This is a genomic window from Allosalinactinospora lopnorensis, assembly GCF_000981225.1.
GTDB lineage: Bacteria > Actinomycetota > Actinomycetes > Streptosporangiales > Streptosporangiaceae > Allosalinactinospora > Allosalinactinospora lopnorensis.
In genome coordinates this window covers 1-18357 of the sequence record NZ_LAJC01000015.1, presented here as the reverse complement: position 1 = coordinate 18357, position 18357 = coordinate 1, and the positions used below count along the sequence as shown (strand labels likewise).

Here is an 18357-nt window from a genome sequence, read left to right as displayed (position 1 = left end):
CGGCAGTGGCGGACGCCCGCGGCCGGGAACCGCGGCGGACCGGCGTTATACCCGCACCGGAGGCAGAGTGAGCTCTCCCGGATCGGCGCCGGGGCGTTCGCAGGTGCGTGCCGCGACCAGGTGCGCGTGCTCCAGACAGGCGGCGACCGCCGCCTCGTCCAGGGCGGCGAGGCGCGGGCGGGCGGCGGAACCGAGCGCACCGAGCTGCGACAGCGCATCGAGGACACCCGCGCCGAAGGCGTCACCGGCCCCGACGGTGTCGGCGACCTCGGTCCGCAGAGGACGGCGCCGGACCAGCAGTGGGGGATCGCCCGCCCGAACCGCCACCGTCTCCTCGGAACCCCGAGTGAGGAGCAGCAGGGACGGGCCCAGATCGGCCCAGCGCCGAAGGGACTCCTCAGAGGGGCGGTCCGGATAGAGCCAGTCGAGGTCCTCGTCGCTGACCTTGATGACGTCGGCCAGGGCCCCCTGGCGCTCGATGCGCTGCACCTCGGCTCCGCGCGGGCCGGCCAGGGCGGGACGGATGTTGGGGTCGTAGCTGACCGTGACGTGTTCGCGCTGTGCGGCCAGCCATTTCTCGAGCACCGACATTCCCGGCGGCAGCGCCATGGCCAGCGAACCCGCGTGTACGGCGGTGACATCGCCGCCGAGCGGGTCGGGCAACTCCTCCGGAGTCCACTGCCAGTTGGCGGTCCCGTGGACGTAGAAGCTGTATTCGGCGCGTCCGGTGTCGTCGATATCGGCGATCGCCAGGGTGGTGGGCTCCGGAGCGGCGACCGTGTGCCGGAGATCGACCCCGCGCGAGCCGATGTAGGTGCGCAGGTCGCGGCCGAACCGGTCGTCCCCGATCCGGGCGAGGAGTGACACCGGGGCGCCCAGCCGGGCGAGGGCGACGGCGGTGTTGGCGGGCGCGCCTCCGGGAACCGGGCGGTAGGTTCCGTTCTCGGCGCTGATGAGGTCGATCAGCGCTTCGCCGATGACGGTCAGCACGAGGGTTCTCCGTTTCCGGGTGAGTCGAGTGGGGCACTGGCGGCCCGCCCGACGCACCGGTTCCCCGCGGGCCCGGTGGCCCGCGGGGAACCGGCGGAGGGCGCTGGACCCTCGGGAACGCGACCTCCCACATCCGCACGGGGGTGGGACAGTGCAGGCCGGGTAACGAGGTTAGCCGGTGACTCAGCTGCCCACGTGGTTGACGGCCTGCTCACCGAGGTCATTTATCAGGTCCTCCACGTCGGAGAACTCGAGCGGGGCCGGAGCGTTCTCGTCGGCTCCGAGGCCGGGGGTCATCGAGTACACGACCTTGACGTTCATGTTTTCGGCACGAATCATCATCGTGGCGACGGAGTTGTTGTAGATGGTCTTCTCCGTTCCGAAGACCAGCTTGGCTTCGTCGCCCAGGTCCACGTCCTGTTCCTCGTCGACCTTGCGCTCGGTGAACTCGTCCTCCTCGTCGGTGGCCAGGTCGACGGCCCGTTCGAAGTCCGTCTTCGCGCCCTCGACCGAGTCGGAGCCGGCGTAGGGGACGTCGTACTCGACCCGCAGCGTGCCGTAGATGTCGCCCTCACCGTCGACGCTCCACGAGCAGGAGGACCGGTTGTCGGTGAGGCTCTTGTTCGGGTTGTCCAGGTTGTAGCTGGACTGAGCGTCCTCGCTGATGGCGTCGCAGGGCTCCTCGGGGAGTTCGTAGGGCGGTTCGCCGCTGGCGCCCGCCTCGGCGTTCTCCTCCTCGCCTCCGCCCTCTTCCTCCTCTTTGCCCTGCTGCTCCTCGGTGCCGCCCTCGGGCTCGGGGCCCGAGGCCGCCGGTTCGTCGCCGCTGGCGTTGCGCAGCACCACAGCCAGCACAGCGATCACGAGGACGACGATCACGGCGCCGCCGCCGATGACGATCCACAGGCCCGCGTTGCTCTTGCGCGGCTGCGGGTAGCCCGGAGTGCCGACCGGACCGCCGGGCATTCCCGGCCCGTAGGGAGGCTGGCCCCCGCCCTGGAACATCTGCTGCTCCTGGGGGTGCTGGAACTGGGGGCCTCCGGGGCCCGGCTGTGGACCGTAACCGGGCTGTCCGCCGGTGCCCGGACCAGGTGCTCCGTAGGGGGCCTGATGGGGACCGCTCGCGTACTGGCCGGCATCCGGGCTTCCTTGGGCATGGCCGGGCTGCCCGTAGGGGCCGCCGTAAGGCGGCTGCTGCCCTCCGGAGTTTCCCTCGCCATCCTGCGGGAATTGCGGTGGCTGTATATAGGGTCCGTTGTCGCTCATGACTCCCCTCGCGCCGGCTGCGTTGTGAACGGTCCGTGAGACGCGCGTGGGCGCGTTCTTGGTTCCACTACCTGGATGCTTTGCGCCTGCGTATCGGACTGCCGTCGATTCACGAGGCGCAGGGTGGGCATACGCACCGAAGCCGGGACTGTTCCGGCTGCGACCGCGGTATGACCGTGGGCGGAGATGAGGGCTCCGCTGCGTCCCCCGGCATTGACCAGGTCGCTGTTGCTCCCGAAGGAACCGGTGCCCCAGACGACCGGGCCGATGGCAAGGGCCAGACACCGGCATCTTAACTTCCGGAGGTGGACCCGAGTCGATCGCGATCGCGCTCACCCCAGCGGAACGCCGCCGATTCGTGGTGGAAGCTCGTCGGAACGGTTACCCCGGGTGGTTGTCCATGCAAGGGGAGTCCGGAATCGTGGCCGGTCATCCGGGATCCCGGCTCAGGGTCCGGGATCGCGGCCGGGAATGGATCGTTGCGGGATCGAAATCGGGGGGCGGCGGGACCGGCGAAGGCGGGGAGCGCCGCGGCCTGTCGGAGGGAGTGGGGGAGCCGGCGAGCGGTTACCGTTGGAGCCGCTATGACGGATCCGTGGCACGAAGGGCTCGCGATGTCGTCCTCAACACCGAACTCCCCCGATGAGGGACCGGCCGGCGGCTCCAAGCACGGCTTCCTCGCCTGGTTCGTGTTCATCCTCGCCATTGGCGTGATGCTGAGCGTTATCGGCGGGTGCATGGCGCTGGTGTACGGCCCGCTCTTCACCGGCGGGTAGGCGCGCAGTAGCGGGGAGGGGCCGCGGCTGCCGCCGGTCCCGGGCGCGCTTCTTCAGAACATCGAGATGTGCACGTGGTCGAAGTGGTTCTCGGTGATGCTGCCGCGGTCATCCATGTCGCGCCAACCATCGTCGCCGCGGCGGATGTCCCAGATCTGCTGGCGCCAGATGATGTACATGATGCCGAGCCGTTCGGCGTTGTCCTGCGCCCAATCGGCGATGGCCTGGCCGCGCTCGTTCTGCTCCTTCGTGGGCATCCGGTACTTGGCGACCATGAAGTCGCACGCACGGCCCTTGGGGTGCTCCCCGACGACGATGCCGCCCTCCTCCCGGAAGCAGCCCACGCCGCCGTGTTTCTTGTTCTCCCCGAACTCCTCGGTGATGACGTCCCTCATCTGCCGGGTGCGCGGAGTGAGGTTGTCCGAACCGCCTATCTCCTGTTCGGGGTAATCGGCGATCAGCTCCTGGACCTCTTCGCGCTGGCCCTCGAGCTCGTCGAGGTCCTCCTCCACCTTGGCGGCCTTCTCCTTGGAGTTGTCCTGCGCCTTCTCGTCACGCTCGATAGCCTCCTCGAGGATGTCGATCTTGTCCTGGTGCGCGCTGGACAGGTGCTGGACCAGGGAGGCGCGGTCGATGAGCTCCTGCGGCTCCTCGTCCACGAACAGCGAGAAAGCGGGATCGACGCCGCCGTTGGTGTAGCTGGCGATGGCGAGCTGCCGAACCTGCTCCGACGACGCTTCGACCTCTTTCTGGGTCTGCTCGGCCCGTTCCTCGGCCCTCTTGGCGTCGCCCAGGACGGCCTCCATATCGCGCAACTCGCCGTTGTACTCCTCGCTGAGCGACTCGGAGCGTTCGGTAAGGGACTCCAGGCTCTCCTCGGACTCCTTCGGCGGCGGGGCTCCGGCGGAGGCTGCGGGGAGGGGGGCGGTCAGGGACGCCACAAGGGCGGCGGCGACCACGACGATCCGGCCGCGCTCGGTGCCCGGCCGGGACCGGACGAACTCTCTGAGGCGGTCCCTCCAACGCGGGCAGTCGGGGTCTGGCGCCCAGAAGTCGGCGAAGTCGTCCGCTCCGGTTCGTCGGTAGGGCTCCACGTAAGTCGCTCCTCGGCTTGCGGGTCCATGGGGGGCGGACCCGCGCAACATCGGTCGGTTCCCCGTCCAGGACGGACCGCACGCCGTCCTGGCGCGTCTGCCGCTGGGGGGAGGGGGTGTCTCCTTACAAGGGGCGTACGCCCCTTCGAGAACCTTAAAAGGGGTGCGCTCCGTCTGGCGAAAGGGTGCCGGCGGTTACGCTGCCGACAGAGTTTATAGGTTCGTAATACGCGTGGTGGGCGTGGTTTCGGTGAGAGGGGGTGTGCGCCCCGTGTGCCCGGGGTGAGTACGGCCCGGTTGTGACGAATGTTACGTGTTTCCGGGGGGCGTGTGGCCGTGCCGGTAGGGGCCGGGACCGCCTCCTGGACGGCTTTCGGACGCTGTTCTGGTTCCCGGCCGCAATCGGCGAATGGCGGACGGGGCGCGACCGCGCCGGATTGCGAGAGGGAAACGAAGAGGTCAATTCGGTGCGACATTCCTCTGGACGGCTGATCACCGGCTGTGCGAGGCTGTGCACGCTTTCGCGGTGGGGCGGGAGGGGTCGATGCCGCGTAATTCGGAGCCGCCGCCGTGCGGTCGCTGCCATGGGACGGGAAAGCTGACCTACCAGCGCCCTAAACGGGGAGCTGATGGCACGGTCATCTTCGTCGACAGTGTGGAGGACTGTGATACCTGCAGAGGGACAGGGGTGTGCGCATGACATCGACGCGCGAACGGTGCGCCCTTACCGACTGCGAATGGTGTGAACGCGACGACCTCTGCTGCCGATTCTGCTCGGGGTCTGGCTGGTGGCGCCCGGAGAAGCCGCGCAGGGACAGCAGCGGGGTGATCCACTGGGTCCGGGTCGACGAACCCTGCCGCATGTGCGCCGGCACCGGCAAGGAGCACAATCCCCTGATGCGGGCCTCCGGGAACGGCGCGGCCGGCGGTTAGGCCGGCGCGTTGGACCCGGCGCCGCTGCGGGACCGACGGTTCCGGGCGCCCGGTGCGGTCGTGGAGGCGGCACCCCTCCGGAACCGGCGCAGTACGCAGGTACGTTCCCTTCCGGAACGCTCCCCCGCCGTCGGGCGGGCTCCGCCCGCAGGTGAGCGCAGATGGGAATATGTTGCCACCGGTGCGGATACGCGCTCGGGGCCGCGCGGTCCGCGAGACCGATGCCGGAGAGGGGGGTGCATGCGTTGGGTCACCTATCTGTCGCCCAGCGGAGGTGACGCGCGTCCGGGAGTCGTGGACGACGGATGCGTCTTCGGGTATCCGGGGGAGCAGAGCGTTCCGGATCTGCTCGGCGACAGCCGGAACGCCCTGGCCGATGCGTTCCAGCGGGCGCTGGCCGCCCCTGTCGAGATCATCGTGGAGTTCGAGGCGCGTCTGTGCGCCCCGCTGCGTCCCACGGCACCGGTCCCGGCGCTCGTGGGCGGCGAGCGGATGACTATCGACCCGTCCATGGTGCGGGGGACCGACGACGGCGCGGCGCTGCCGGCCGGCGCCAGAGGCCTTTCGGCTTCGGTCGGCCTGGTCGCGATCTTCGGCGGAGGCGGCCTGCACGCCGGCTACGCCCCGGCCTGCCTCTGGCGAACGCCCGAAGGGGCTACTGCGGGGTTCAGCTTGGGGCCGGCGATCGTGACCCATGAGGAGTTCGACGGCTCGCCCCTGAGCGTGACCGCCACCGCGGAGGACACCGACCTGGCCAGTGTGACCGTCGAAGGCGACCTCTCGTGGACCCAAGGGCTCCAGGGCGACGTCGTGGCCCGTTTGTCCACCGGTACCCGGCCGCTGGAACCGGGCGAGGAGCTTTTCGTCGACGGCGGTCCGCTGGGCGAGTTCGAGATTCGAGTGGGGGCGGGCGCCTGACCCATCCGCCCGTTCGGTGCGTGGACCCCGGTACCGGGCGCCGCGCGAACCGCTGCCGGGCCTGCTCCGGGGATGCGCACCGCCAGGCACACCGGAACAAGGGGATACCCAGGAAAGCGGACGCTTCTTCAGAGGTTGCCCGAAAAGTTATGAAACTGATATGAGTGCCTACCATTGCGGGCTCGACATGCTGGAGCGGTGTCAGCCCGTCTCCACGTCCCCACTAGATAGTCGGGTAACAGTCATGAGATGGTCCTCCGTAGCGGTGATATTCGCCGGATCCGTAATCTCTTGACGGATTGGTACGCTTTGCACTTCACGTGCATCATTTCGGATTGATGATGCACTACGCCTCGCACCCCACATGAGGCGACTCCCGACGCGGAAAGCCCCTCTTCAATGCGGACGGATCTCCTGAACGCCGGGCTCGGCCGGGCCGCTGGCCCTGTCTGCGCATATGTCCGGGGTTGTTTCCGGGCAGCCGGTCGGGTTCCTCCGTGGGGTCTGCGTCCGTCCGAGGCGGCGACACGAAAGGTTGCGAGGGTCCGTGTCGACACGAGCGACAGGAGAGGGAGCTGACGCTCCACGGGAGGGGCAGTCAGCGGAACACGCTGGCGGCGGCTCCCGGCCAAAGCGTTCTGCCCGCTGGTGGGCGCCGCGCAACTGGCGCGTGCGTTCCCGGCTCGTGGCGCTGATTGTCATCCCCACCGTTGTGGCGGTGGCGCTGGGTGGACTTCGGATCGCCGAGAGTGTCGGGACTACGGTCACGCACGATCACATCGAGAGCATGGGATCACTCGGGCGGTCGGTGGTCGTTCTGGCCAACGAACTCGGCAAGGAGCGGATGCTCAGCGCGGCCTACATCGCCGACGACCCCGCTCCCGACCAGCGCGACGGCGACCGTCTGACGGAGCTGCAGGAGCAGTACAAGGCGACGCAGCAGGCACGCCAGAAAGTGGTGAACGGCGTCAACGAGCTGGGTGAACCGGGGACCGAGCTGACGGCCAATCGCCTCAACGGCATGCTGAGCGACCTGGAGCACCTCGACGGCATCCGGGAGGAGGTCACCGACACCCGCATCACGGTCCTGCCGGCCGTCACCAAATACCGCCAGCTGATCAACTCCCTCACCGGCTTCAACGAGACCATCGCCGAGGCCACCGAGGACACCGGACTGCGCGAGAGCGTTCGGGCGCTGAGCGCGCTGAGCAAGTCGCGCGAGCAGCTCTCCTACGAGAGCTCGCTGATGCTGCACTCGCTCATGCGCGGCACGATGTCGGGCGGTGTCAAGGAGGCCATCGACAGCAGCCGGGCCCGCTACGACAACGAGGTGCAGAACTTCACCACGTATGCGACGGTCGAACAGCGCCAGACCTACGACGAGTCGTTCACCGGTCTCGAAGTCAGCCAGATGTCCACCATGCGGCTGCGGGTCATGATGCGGGCCGAGGACGGCCAGTCGCTGACCGGGATCACCCAGGGCGACACCGCGGAGGAGTACCAGAAGAACGCCGACGCTGCCCTCGAACGAATGCAAGAGGTCGAGGGCTCGATGGCGAACATGGTCCGGGGCCAGGCCACCGACCTGAAGTCCAGCGCCATGAACCGGGCTCTCCTGGACTCCCTCCTGATCCTCGCCGTGATCCTCGCGGTCTTCATCATCACCTCGGTGGTGGTGCGTTCACTCGTGCGGCCGCTGCGCGCGCTGCGCGCCGGTGCGCTGCGGATCGCCAAGCAGGACCTGCCGGACTCGATCTCCCGGGTGCAGGAGATGAGCACCGCACCCGAGAACGTCGACGTCGCCCCGATCGGCGTGACAGCGCGCGACGAGATCGGTGAAGTGGCCCGCTCCTTCGACGAGGTGCACCGGGTCGCGCTGCAGCTGGCCTCGGACGAGGCCGCGCTGCGCAGCAACGTCAACGCGATGTTCGTGAACCTCTCACGCCGGAGCCAGACACTGGTGGAACGCCAGCTTCGGTTGATCGACGGCCTGGAGCAGACCGAGCAGGACTCCGACCGGCTCTCCGACCTGTTCCGGCTGGACCACCTCGCGACCCGTATGCGCCGGAACAACGAGAACCTGCTGGTTCTCTCCGGACAGGACAACACCCGCAAGTGGGCGCAGCCGGTGCCGCTGGTCGACGTACTGCGCGGCGCGATCTCCGAGGTCGAGCAGTACGAGCGGATAAACGTCCGGGCCCCCTCGCACATCTCCGTCCTCGGTCGTCCGGTCAACGACGTCATCCACCTCGTGGCCGAGCTGGTGGAGAACGCCACGTCGTTCTCCTCCCACGACACCCAGGTGGGGGTCACCGCCGAGATGCTGGCCGACGGCGGCGTGCAGGTGGAGGTCACCGACAGCGGTATCGGCATGGCCCCTGACGAGCTCGAGGCGATCAACGAACGGCTCGCCGAACCGCCGGTCATCGACGTCGCGGTATCGCGCCGTATGGGACTGTTCGTGGTCAGCCGCCTTGCGGCGCGTCACGGTATCCGGGTGCGGCTGAGGAACGCGCACAACGGTGGGATCATCGCGTGCGCGGTCTTCCCGCCGGACCTGCTGATCACACCGGTGGAGTCGGCATCGTCCGACCTTGACGGCGCTTCGTCCGTGCCCGACACCTTCGCTGAGGCCACGGCGGCGTTCGCCGCGAACCCGGCCCCGGCCGAACCCTCCCAGGTGCCTCCCGACTGGCGAGCCGACGGCCCCAGCCTGCCGAAACGAACCCCCGGGGGGAACAACAAGAGCGGGGAGCGCGACGACCGCGACGACAACAAGGTGGAGGAGCATCCGCCGAGCGGGCAGGACCTGTGGGCGGGAACCGGGTGGAACACCTCCGCGAACCCCTCCTCCGCTTCGCCCTCTGAAGCGCAGGAGCACCCGGGCGCGAACGCGGCGCACGCGGAGGAGAGACCCGCAGGAGCGGCTTCCGACTCCTATCCGCGGCACGGCGGCGCCACTTCGGGCACATCCTCCTGGCGCAATGAGTCGACTGTGGAGTCGTCGCTGTGGCGCACCGACGTCACTCCGTCCCCTGGCGAGAGACCGGAGACGGCATGGCGCAGCGAATCGCTGGTGTCGGAATCCGGCAACGGCCAGGGGACGAAGGACCGGAGTTCCACGGGGCAGTCCGGCGCCCGCGGCTACGGGACGGAGCGCCGCGAAGGTTACGGCTCCGCTGCTTACCTGTCCAAGCGCTACGGGGCCGGGGCCGGTGCCGGCCAGAACACTGTGGTTCCGCCCAGTCCGGAGGGCGGAGCGGAGACGCTCCCGATCTTCGACGCGATCGAATCCAATTGGTTCAAGCGTCGAACGGGCGGCCCCGGTTCCGCCGACCCGGAGAGCGGTCCCCTCCCACATCTCAACGGCGGCGCGCGCGGTGACGACGGCGCGCGGCATCCCGATGGCTCCACTGCGCAGGACAACGGTGACCAGGAAGGTTCTCCGGGAATCGAGGCGCAGCCGGAGCCCGCCGTGGCCGGACAGTCGCCGCGTCCCGAAGACGAATGGCGATCGGAGGCCGACCGCGGTTGGAAGGCCGCGCAGACGGCCGTTGAACCGATCGCCGGGGGATTGACGAGTTCTGGCTTGCCAAAACGCGTTCCTAAGGCAAATCTGGTTCCTGGCACGGCCCCTCAGCCGGAGAACGTGAAGCAGATCCCGGTACGGTCGGCCGACCGGGTGCGCAACCGCTTCACCGGATTCCAGCAGGGACTCCGCGAGGGGCGTAACCAGACCAATGAGCAGCCGTCCGAGGAGAGATAAGAGACAGTGTCCAGCGCGAGCACGGTCAGGCGCGGCCCCGCGCGAAGCAGAAAATGGGGCGTTGGTCGTGGTCCGAGGGGGGACCGTAGAACTTGGGCGGGCGATGGAATAGCATCATCCGAACTTCTTGGACATCACCCCCGTATAAAGTCACCAACAATGAAGAACACGTGGCCGACGGCGGCCGCAGCGGCGAACGGTCGGCGCGAAGGCTGGGACGGACAGGAGAGCAGATGAGTCAACAGGTGAATGAGCTCAACTGGCTGATCACTGACTTCGCGAACCGCGTACCGGATGTCGCGCATTCGATCGTCGTATCGTCCGACGGACTCCCGCTCGCCTCCTCGGAGGGTTTTCCGGCGGATCGGGCCGATCAGTTGGCGGCCATCGCCTCCGGCCTGTCCAGTCTGACGCAGGGAGCCGCCAACGTCTTCGAAGGCGGAGCGGTCGCCCAGACCGTCGTCGAGATGGAGCGGGGGCTGCTGCTTATCATGGCTATCAGTGACGGATCCTGTCTGGCGGTCCTCGCCGCTGCCGACTGTGACCTCGGACTGGTCGCCTATGAGATGACACTGCTCGTCGAACGGGCAGGACGTGCGCTGACTCCGGCGGCGCGTACCTCGGGAATCCACTGATCCACCACCGACAGGAGGAAGTGGTGGCACCTCACAGTAGAGATGCCGGGAGCGCCTCGTGGTTCGGGCAACAGGCTGCCGGCGCCCCATGGGCGCTGGGGGACGGTCCGGGCGGCGGAGATGTTCCACGACCAAGCCAGCAACCAGTCGACCATCAATCACGGCCGGCGGCGGACAACTCTCCGAGCTCTCCGAGCTCGCTGGTGCGGCCGTACGCTGTCACGAAGGGCCGCACCAAGCCGAAGTCCCAGCTACCGCTGGAGGCGTTGATCTCGGCCACGGCGACCGCGCGTTCCGAGTCCGGCACTCTGACCCCTGAGTGTCAGGCGATCAGCGATCTGTGCCGGGAGTGGCGTTCCGTGGCGGAGATCTCCGCGCTGCTGCGGATCCCGCTAGGTGTCGCGCGGGTGCTCGTGGCGGACATGTCGGAACAGGGTCTGATCCAGATCAGAACGTCGCTCAACACCGACAGCCGGCCCAATGTCAACCTGCTTGAAAGGGTGCTCAGTGGACTTCGCAAGCTCTAGCGCGGCCGACGAGGGCGGTGCTGTGGCGAACGCGATGACGTCGGTCAAGATCGTCGTCGCGGGAGGCTTCGGTGTCGGCAAGACGACGTTCGTGGGCTCTGTCTCGGAGATCGTGCCGCTGACCACCGAAGCGGTCATGACCAGCGCGAGCGTTGGCGTCGACGACCTTGCCAAGACGCCGGACAAGCAGACCACCACCGTGGCCATGGACTTCGGCCGGGTCTCCCTGGACTCCGACCTGATCCTGTACCTGTTCGGGACCCCCGGCCAGCACAGGTTCTGGTTCATGTGGGACGACCTGGTCAAAGGTGCGATCGGGGCGGTCGTCCTGGTCGACACCCGCCGGCTCGCCGACTGTTTCCCGGCGATCGACTACTTCGAAGAGGCGCGGTTGCCCTTCGTCGTGGCCATCAACGGCTTCGACGGGTACTACCCGCACGCTGCGGCCGAGGTGCGCGACGCACTGACGCTCAGCCCGGAGATCCCGATCGTCCAGGTGGATGCCCGTGACCGTGCGTCCACCAAGTCGACCCTGATCACGCTCGTGGAACACGCCATCACGGTCGGGGATCCGGGCGGCGCCGCGGGGCAGCCGACCTCCACCGGCGGCCAGGGCACCTGGCGCTGACCACCGGTGGTCGCGGAGACCTCACCGCCGTACCCCGGCGGTGATGCGGGTTCGGCGGGCCCGTGTCCGCCCTTGGTTTCCCGAGTACCGTGCTCGGTCAGAGCGGCCGTGGGACGTCCCGGGTCGGGACTCAACCCGCCCATGACAGCGCGACCGCTCGGACAGGAGCGCCGTCGTCGCTGGCGAGACGGAGGGGGAAGGCGCTGAACCATGGGTGGGGGAAGTCGATCTGCTCCAGGTGGCACAGGTTCTCGATGATCGTGCCGCCCGCGCCGAGGACCGTGCGGTGCACCGGCCAGTCGTCTCCCGGGTGCTCGCCGTATGGTGTCTCGTCGGGGCTCAGGGTGTCGATTCCGATCGTGCGCACTCCGCGGTCGACGAGGAGGCGTGCCGCGTCGCCGTCGAGATAGGGGTGCTCGAAGTAGCGCTCGGTCCGGTAGTACGCGGACCAGCCGGTGCGCAGCAGCACGACGGCCCCGGGGGCGAACTCGTCCGCCCACGGTGCGAGGTCGGCGCTGCTGATGGGGGAGCGGTCGTCGCGCCCCGTCGCGTCCACGACGACGGCCGGCCCGGTGAACAGTTCGAGGGGGAGCTCATCGAGGCGCGCTCCGTGCTCCAGGAAGTGGAACGGGGCGTCGGCGTGGGTTCCGGCATGCGAGCTCATGTGCACCTCCACGGAGTTGAAACCACCGGTCGCGACGGTCGACGCGCGGGTGATCCGCGGCGGGGAGTCACCAGGGAAGACCTGGGTATCCGGGCCGATCGGTCGGCTCAGGTCGACGATTCGTTGCAGGCGCATGGGCTCCACCGTGTTGGGGTCGGACTATCCGGCACTGCCGAACCTATTCCACCCCGCCTCTCGCGGGATCGAGGCGCGAACAGTGTCTGCGCCGCCGCCGCGCAGGTGCACTCCTGCTTCCCGGCTCCCTCATGCCGGGGTGCGTCACGCTGCTGAACCGGGCAGTATGACGGGTGATGACTTCGAGCTCTCCACCTGAACAGCCCGGATCCGGTGCGAACGCCATGACCGACCGGTTCCGCGAGGTCGGCGACAGCATTCTGGACGCTCTGCTGGAGTATTCGCCCGAATGGGCGAACGAGCTGGGTGACCACCGGTTCGCCGACCGGCTTTCGGACTATTCCGTCGACGCGACCAGGCAGCGTGCCGCGACGCTCACCGACGCCCTCTCCGCGCTGGACGAGATCGACGACACCATGCTGCCCCCGGCGGACCACGTGGACCTGGAGATGCTGCGCTCCCGTGTCAGCGCCGACCTGTGGCGGTCCACCGAACTGCGCCCGCACACCTGGGATCCGCTGGAGCACCTTCCGAGGGACGCATTGCACGTCCTGCTCACCCGCGACGTCCTTCCCGTTGAGGAGAGGCTGCGGGCGCTCGCGGCGCGGTGCGGCGCCGTTCCCGGTTTCCTGGAGACCGCGCGGTCCTGCCTCGACGGAGGGCCGGGCATGCCGCGACCGCACGTGGAAACGGCCATCACCCAAGCGCGGGGGGTGGTGGCGATGCTGAGGGGTGAGGCCGATGCCTCATCGAACAGCACCCGTCGCTGCGCGGGCTGGTCGACCCGGCACGGCACTCCGCCATGGAGGCGCTGACAGAGCACATCGACTGGTTGCGCGCCCATGTGGAGGCGGCCGGTGCCGATCCGCGGCTCGGGGAGCGCGATTTCGCCGCCCAGCTCTGGTACACGCTGGATTCCGAGATCTCGCCGGACACGCTGCTTACACGGGCCGAGAGCGATCTTCTCGGAACCGAGGAGGAGATCGCCGAGGTGGCCGCCGAGTACGACGGCAAGCCCTCTTACCCGGGGCAGGTGCGCGACGTGCTGGACCGGCTCGCCGCCGAGACGGCGACGACGGCCGACACGATACGGCCGCTCTGTGAGGAGGCCCTCGCCCATCTGCACGGCCGGGTGGCGGAACTCGATTTCGTCACCGTTCCTGAGGAACCGATCCGGATCATCTCCATGCCGGAGGCGCGGCGCGGTGTGAGCGTCGCCTATTGCGATCCGCCCGGCCCGCTCGGCCCGCGTGCGGGGGAGCCCACGCTTATCGCGGTCGCCCCGCCTCCCGAGGAGTGGAGTGCCGAACGCCGGGCGTCGTTCTACCGCGAGTACCACGGCACCATGCTGCGCAACCTCATGGTCCACGAGGCGCTGCCCGGGCACGCTCTGCAGTGCGCGCACGCTGCGAGGTACACGGGCGGTACCCGGATCCGGCACGCACTGTGGAGTGGGACCTTCGTCGAGGGCTGGGCCGTCTACACCGAGGAGGCCCTGGCCCTGCACGGATGGACCGAAGACGGCATCCAAGACACTCTCGCGCTGCGGCTGGTGCAGCTGAAGATGCGGTTGCGGACGATCCTCAACGCGATTCTGGACGTGCGCACGCACACCCACGACATGACCGAAAGCGAGGCCCAGACCCTGCTGACCGAACGGGGACACCAAGAGGAGGGTGAGGTGGTGGGAAAGTGGCGCCGCGCCAGGCTTACCAGCGGCCAGCTCTCCACCTACTACGCGGGACAGTGGGAGATCGCGGAGCTGGTGCGCGACCTGTCACGGGGGCGGCCCCGAGCGGCGATCCGGGAGGTCCACGACGAGCTGCTCGCCCATGGGGCGCCCTCACCGCGCCACCTGCGCACCCTTTTGGGCCTGTGAGCGGCGGGCCCTGGCCGGTGTGAACGGCGCAGCCGCGGAAAGGCTGTGGAAGGCGCTTTCGACGGTTCCGGCTGCGGCGAGGCGGGCGGGGACGGTGCGGAACTCCTGCGGTACCGGGTCATGCGGGAGGAGGTGGACTTCTATGCTGGGTTCGGTAGGGGAGGAAGCGAGCCGGGAAAGGCGCGGGGGAAGGGAAGCACTGTGGCGTCGGTGGACAACGGAGCCAGAGGGTGAACGAGCACGACAACGAGGTGAGTGGTCGATGAGCGGCGCAGGACGCGAACCCCAGGAGGGAGCGGGGGACGCCGATGGCTTCCAGCGCCTGTGGACTCCGCACCGTATGGCCTACATCAAGGGGGAGAACAAGCCCAGCGGTTCCGCGCCCGAGGACGGGTGCCCGTTCTGCCGTGTCCCCGCTCTCCCGGACGACGAGGGGCTGGTCGTGGCCCGGGGGAAGGCGGCGTTCGCCGTGCTCAACCTCTACCCTTACAACAGCGGCCACCTGCTGGTCTGCCCGTACAGGCACGTGGCCGACTTCACCGAGCTGGAGGACGCCGAGGCCGCCGAACTCTCCTCCCTCACCCGGGACGGCATAACAGCGTTGCGCGGGGCGGCCACTCCCCAGGGGTTCAACGTGGGTATGAACCTGGGATCGGTGGCCGGTGCGGGCATCGCCTCGCACCTGCACCAGCACATCGTTCCCCGCTGGGGAGGCGACACCAACTTCATGCCCGTGGTCGGCCGCACCAAGATCCTGCCGCAGATGCTGCAGCAGACGCGCGAGCTGCTCGCCGAGCACTGGCCGGAGAGCTGATGACCAAAGGGGGTGCCGGAGTGATGGAGAGACCTGGACGTGCCGACGGGGCGGTGGACGTCGACGGGCGTTCCGGCTGGAACGGTTCGAGTGGCCGGTACGACCGGCAAGCCGGCGGCGGTGAGCGCCGCGGAGACGTCCGCTGGAAGGTGCCGGTACTGATCTACGACGGCGACTGCGCCTTCTGCACCAGTTCCGCCGAACTCGCCAAGCGCTACCTCGCTCCCGATATCGCGATTCTGCCGTGGCAGAACAGCGGCCTCACCGACGAGACCCGGGCCCGGGCCGAGGAGGAGGTCCTGCTGCTGCATCCCGACGGCAGGCGGATTTGGGGCGGGGCCGATGCCGTGGCGGTCCTGCTGCTCGCCGGCCCGCACCGCTGGGCGTGGCCAATGGGCTGGCTGCTCCGGCTGCCCGCCGCACGGGCGATCGGTGCGGCGGTCTACCGGTGGGTCTCCAGGAACCGGCACCGGATGCCGGGCGGCGTCCCCGCGTGCCGGACCGGCCCGGCGACGTGAGTCCGGGCGTGAACGCCGCCCTGCGCGGCAGCGGCCACGCCGGCCACCCGGCCCGCCGCACGAACGGGTGCGCGGAGAAGCGGCGTTTCGTACGCCCTATGCCCTGTCCGTCCTACGATCATAAGAAGCCATGCTGAGATTCCTGCGCCCGACGATCGCCCGCCTGATGCAGCCCGTGGGGCGGTGGCTGCACCGTATCGGGCTCAGCCCGAATATGGTCACGCTCATCGGCACCACCGGTGTGGTGGCCAGCGCCCTGTTCTTCTACCCGCGCGGTGAGCTCTACATCGGGACGGTGGTCGTCACCGTCTTCGCCCTGTTCGACATGCTGGACGGAGCCGTCGCCCGCGCCACAGGGAGCGACAGCAGTTGGGGGGCCTTCCTCGATTCCACGCTGGACCGCCTGTCGGACGCGGCGATCCTCTCCGGGCTGCTGCTGTGGTTCATGGGCGACGGCGACGACCGGCTGCTCGCCGGGCTCACCCTGTTCTGCTTGGTCAGCGGGTTCGGCGTCTCCTACATCAAGGCCCGCGCGGAAGGGCTGGGCGCCAACTGCGACGTCGGTTTCGCCGAGCGCACCGAACGGCTGATCCTGGTCCTCGTCGCCACCGCTCTCGACGGACTGGGTGTCCCCTACATCCTCGCGGGCGGCCTGTGGCTGCTCGCTGTGATCAGCGCCGTGACGATCGTGCAGCGCCTGATCGAGACGCATAACCGGCTGACCGTCCCGCGCCGGCGGGTCGGGGACACCGGCGCGCCGTAGAGCCGACCGGAGGAGCGAACACAGGGGGCGGGGGCGACACACCGGTACGCACCGCGTCCGAGCGGGTAGCGGGCGGGGTGCGGGACGGATCCGGAGAGGACAACGGGAGCACGATGGGCGAGCGGGCGGCGGCGGTGGCCTACGCGCTGGGGTGGACGCTGATCCGGGTGGTCCCCGAGCGGCTCGGCCGGAGCGTGTTCCGGCTCATCGCGGACTACGCCTGGCGGCGGCGTGTCGGCGGTGTCCGGCAGCTCGAAGCCAACCTGCGCCGGGTCGTCGGCCCGGACGCAGCCGAGGACGAACTGCGGGCGCTCTCCCGCGCCGGGATGCGCTCCTATCTCCGGTACTTCTACGAGATGTTCCGGCTGCCCGTGATGGGCCGGGCCATCACCGAACGCACCCGCAGCACGGGCATCGAGGTGCTGGAGGCGCAGGTCCGCGCGGGCCGGGGCGTGGTCGCGGCGCTGCCGCACATGGGCAACTGGGACCACGCGGGCGCCTGGATCACGTTGCGCGGCACCCCGCTCACCACGGTCGCCCAGCGGGTGCGGCCGGAGAGCGTGTTCAACCGGTTCATGGCGTTCCGCTCCGGACTCGGGATGGAGGTTCTCCCGCTCACCGGCGGCGCCGGCAGCAACGCGGGCAGGCTGGCCCGGCGGCTGCGCGAGGGGCGGCTCGTCTGCCTGCTGGCCGACCGCGACCTCACCGTCGGGGGCGTCGAGGTCACCTTCTTCGGGGAACCCGCACGCCTGCCGGTAGGTCCCGCCGCGCTGGCCGAACGGACCGGCGCCGCGCTGATGCCGGTCTCCCTCTGGTACGAGGGGCGCGAGTGGCGAATCCGGGTGCACGAGGAGATCCCGGTGCCCGGCGATGGCGACCGCGCGGCCAAGGTGCGCGCCATGACCCAGGATCTGGCGCGGGTGTTCGAGGGCGCGATCACCGAGCACCCCGAGGACTGGCACATGCTGCAGCGCGTGTTCAGCGCGGATCTCGCCCCTTCCGCGGATACCGTGGAGGTGCCCTCTGTCGCGCCGGCTTCCCCGCCACGCGATCGCGGCACCTGAGGGAGGCGGTGAAGGATGCGTGTCGGTCTCGTCTGCCCCTACACCTGGGAGGTTCCCGGAGGCGTCCAGCAGCACGTCGGAGACCTCGCCGAAGCGCTCATGGAACTCGGCCACGAGGTGTCGGTGCTGGCCCCGTGCGACTCCGAGACCGAGCCGCCGCCGCACGTCGTCTCGGCCGGCGGAGCCGTCCCGGTGCCGTACAACGGGTCGGTCGCGCGGCTGGCGTTCGGGTTCCGCGCCGCGGGGCGGGTGCGGCGCTGGATCCGCGAAGGGGAGTTCGACCTGCTGCACGTGCACGAACCCGCCGCTCCCAGCCTGTCGCTGCTCGCCTGCTGGGTGGCCGACGGCCCCATCGTCGCCACCTTCCACACCTCCAACCCGAGGTCGCGGGCCATGGCGGTCTCCGCCGCCGTTCTGCGCACCGCCCTGGAGAAGATCAGCGGCCGGATCGCGGTGTCGGAGGCGGCCCGCAAGACGCTCGTGGAGCACCTCGGAGGGGACGCCGTCCTCATCCCCAACGGCGTGGCGGTCTCCCGCTTCGAGGAGGCCGCGCCGCTGGCCGGGTGGCCGGGCGACGGCGGCGCGATCGGGTTCCTGGGGCGCCTGGACGAGCCGCGCAAGGGGCTCGGTGTGCTCCTGGAGGCGTTCAACCGGCTGGGACGGGAACGGCCCGGGCTGCGGCTGCTCGTCGCCGGCCCCGGCGATGCGGAGGAAGCGCGCGAGCAGGTTCCGGCCGACCTGCGCGACCGTATGGTCATACTCGGCAAGGTCGGCGAGGCGGACAAGGTCCGGGCCTACCATTCAGTCGACGTCTTCTGCGCCCCCAACCTCGGTGGGGAGAGCTTCGGGATCGTGCTGGCCGAGGCCATGTCCGCCGGTGCCGCCATTCTGGCGAGCGACATCCCCGCGTTCCGGCGTGTGCTGCGCGACGGTGCGGCGGGGGAACTCTTCCTGCGGGCGAGGCGGGTGCGCTGGCCCGCGGCGCGGCCG

16 protein-coding genes and 1 pseudogene are annotated in these 18357 nt (G+C 69.4%); 13 read left to right on the top strand and 4 right to left on the bottom strand.

Annotated elements, in window-relative coordinates; genetic code table 11:
- Positions 1–45: 45 nt before the first annotated feature.
- Both VS93_RS07750 and VS93_RS07745 read right to left on the bottom strand, forming a co-directional pair.
- On the bottom strand, positions 46–990 hold the full coding sequence (locus tag VS93_RS07750; protein WP_046469318.1) for a carbohydrate kinase family protein: 945 nt from the start codon (positions 988–990) through the stop codon (positions 46–48).
- Positions 991–1173: 183 nt separating this feature from the next.
- Positions 1174–2253, bottom strand: coding sequence for a hypothetical protein (locus VS93_RS07745; RefSeq protein WP_046469317.1), 1080 nt, complete (start codon positions 2251–2253; stop codon positions 1174–1176).
- 584 nt (positions 2254–2837) lie between these two features.
- Here VS93_RS07745 and VS93_RS07740 point away from each other — a divergent pair.
- Positions 2838–3029, top strand: coding sequence for a hypothetical protein (locus VS93_RS07740; protein ID WP_046469316.1), 192 nt, complete (start codon positions 2838–2840; stop codon positions 3027–3029).
- A 53-nt stretch (positions 3030–3082) separates the two neighbouring features.
- Here VS93_RS07740 and VS93_RS07735 read toward each other — a convergent pair whose 3' ends face one another.
- Entirely contained in the window at positions 3083–4123 is a 1041-nt protein-coding gene (locus tag VS93_RS07735) for a coiled-coil domain-containing protein (RefSeq protein ID WP_046469315.1), read from the bottom strand.
- A gap of 696 nt (positions 4124–4819) precedes the next feature.
- Here VS93_RS07735 and VS93_RS07730 point away from each other — a divergent pair.
- The 6 genes from VS93_RS07730 to VS93_RS07705 all read left to right on the top strand — a co-directional run bounded on the left by VS93_RS07730 (position 4820) and on the right by VS93_RS07705 (position 11530).
- The gene (locus VS93_RS07730) at positions 4820–5056 is read left to right on the top strand and encodes a hypothetical protein (protein WP_046469314.1); all 237 of its coding nucleotides are present in this window, start codon (positions 4820–4822) and stop codon (positions 5054–5056) included.
- Between the two features lie 240 nt (positions 5057–5296).
- On the top strand, positions 5297–5974 hold the full coding sequence (locus VS93_RS07725; RefSeq protein WP_046469313.1) for a hypothetical protein: 678 nt from the start codon (positions 5297–5299) through the stop codon (positions 5972–5974).
- A gap of 685 nt (positions 5975–6659) precedes the next feature.
- Complete coding sequence (locus tag VS93_RS07720; protein WP_236700403.1) at positions 6660–9740, top strand: sensor histidine kinase; 3081 nt, start codon at positions 6660–6662, stop codon at positions 9738–9740.
- 233 nt (positions 9741–9973) lie between these two features.
- A complete protein-coding gene (locus tag VS93_RS07715) occupies positions 9974–10375 on the top strand; it encodes a roadblock/LC7 domain-containing protein (RefSeq protein ID WP_046469311.1) in 402 nt (133 codons plus the stop codon).
- A gap of 95 nt (positions 10376–10470) precedes the next feature.
- Entirely contained in the window at positions 10471–10902 is a 432-nt protein-coding gene (locus VS93_RS31190) for a DUF742 domain-containing protein (RefSeq protein ID WP_394298801.1), read from the top strand.
- A 34-nt stretch (positions 10903–10936) separates the two neighbouring features.
- Positions 10937–11530 carry a GTP-binding protein gene (locus tag VS93_RS07705; RefSeq protein ID WP_046469358.1) on the top strand — a complete coding sequence of 198 codons (594 nt, stop codon included), beginning with the start codon at positions 10937–10939 and terminating at the stop codon, positions 11528–11530.
- A gap of 130 nt (positions 11531–11660) precedes the next feature.
- Here the strand turns inward: VS93_RS07705 and VS93_RS07700 are convergent, their stop codons facing one another.
- Positions 11661–12329, bottom strand: a complete 669-nt coding sequence (locus VS93_RS07700; RefSeq protein WP_046469309.1) for a cyclase family protein — start codon at positions 12327–12329, stop codon at positions 11661–11663.
- A gap of 224 nt (positions 12330–12553) precedes the next feature.
- On the opposite strand from VS93_RS07700, the pseudogene VS93_RS07695 reads away from it, so the two are divergent.
- From VS93_RS07695 to VS93_RS07665, 6 genes and pseudogenes are all read left to right on the top strand, one after another.
- Positions 12554–14208: pseudogene (locus tag VS93_RS07695) on the top strand (DUF885 domain-containing protein).
- Positions 14209–14470: 262 nt separating this feature from the next.
- Positions 14471–15022 carry an HIT family protein gene (locus VS93_RS07685; protein WP_046469307.1) on the top strand — a complete coding sequence of 184 codons (552 nt, stop codon included), beginning with the start codon at positions 14471–14473 and terminating at the stop codon, positions 15020–15022.
- A complete protein-coding gene (locus VS93_RS07680; RefSeq protein ID WP_236700401.1) occupies positions 15022–15540 on the top strand; it encodes a thiol-disulfide oxidoreductase DCC family protein in 519 nt (172 codons plus the stop codon). The genes VS93_RS07685 and VS93_RS07680 overlap by 1 nt, the downstream gene beginning before the upstream one ends.
- 130 nt (positions 15541–15670) lie before the next feature.
- Positions 15671–16303, top strand: a complete 633-nt coding sequence (gene pgsA, locus VS93_RS07675; RefSeq protein WP_046469306.1) for a phosphatidylinositol phosphate synthase — start codon at positions 15671–15673, stop codon at positions 16301–16303.
- A gap of 113 nt (positions 16304–16416) precedes the next feature.
- Positions 16417–17367 carry a phosphatidylinositol mannoside acyltransferase gene (locus tag VS93_RS07670; protein WP_082126696.1) on the top strand — a complete coding sequence of 317 codons (951 nt, stop codon included), beginning with the start codon at positions 16417–16419 and terminating at the stop codon, positions 17365–17367.
- Positions 17368–17382: 15 nt separating this feature from the next.
- Positions 17383–18357, top strand: a 975-nt coding sequence (locus VS93_RS07665) for a glycosyltransferase family 4 protein (protein ID WP_046469305.1), incomplete at its 3' end; no start/stop codon positions are given.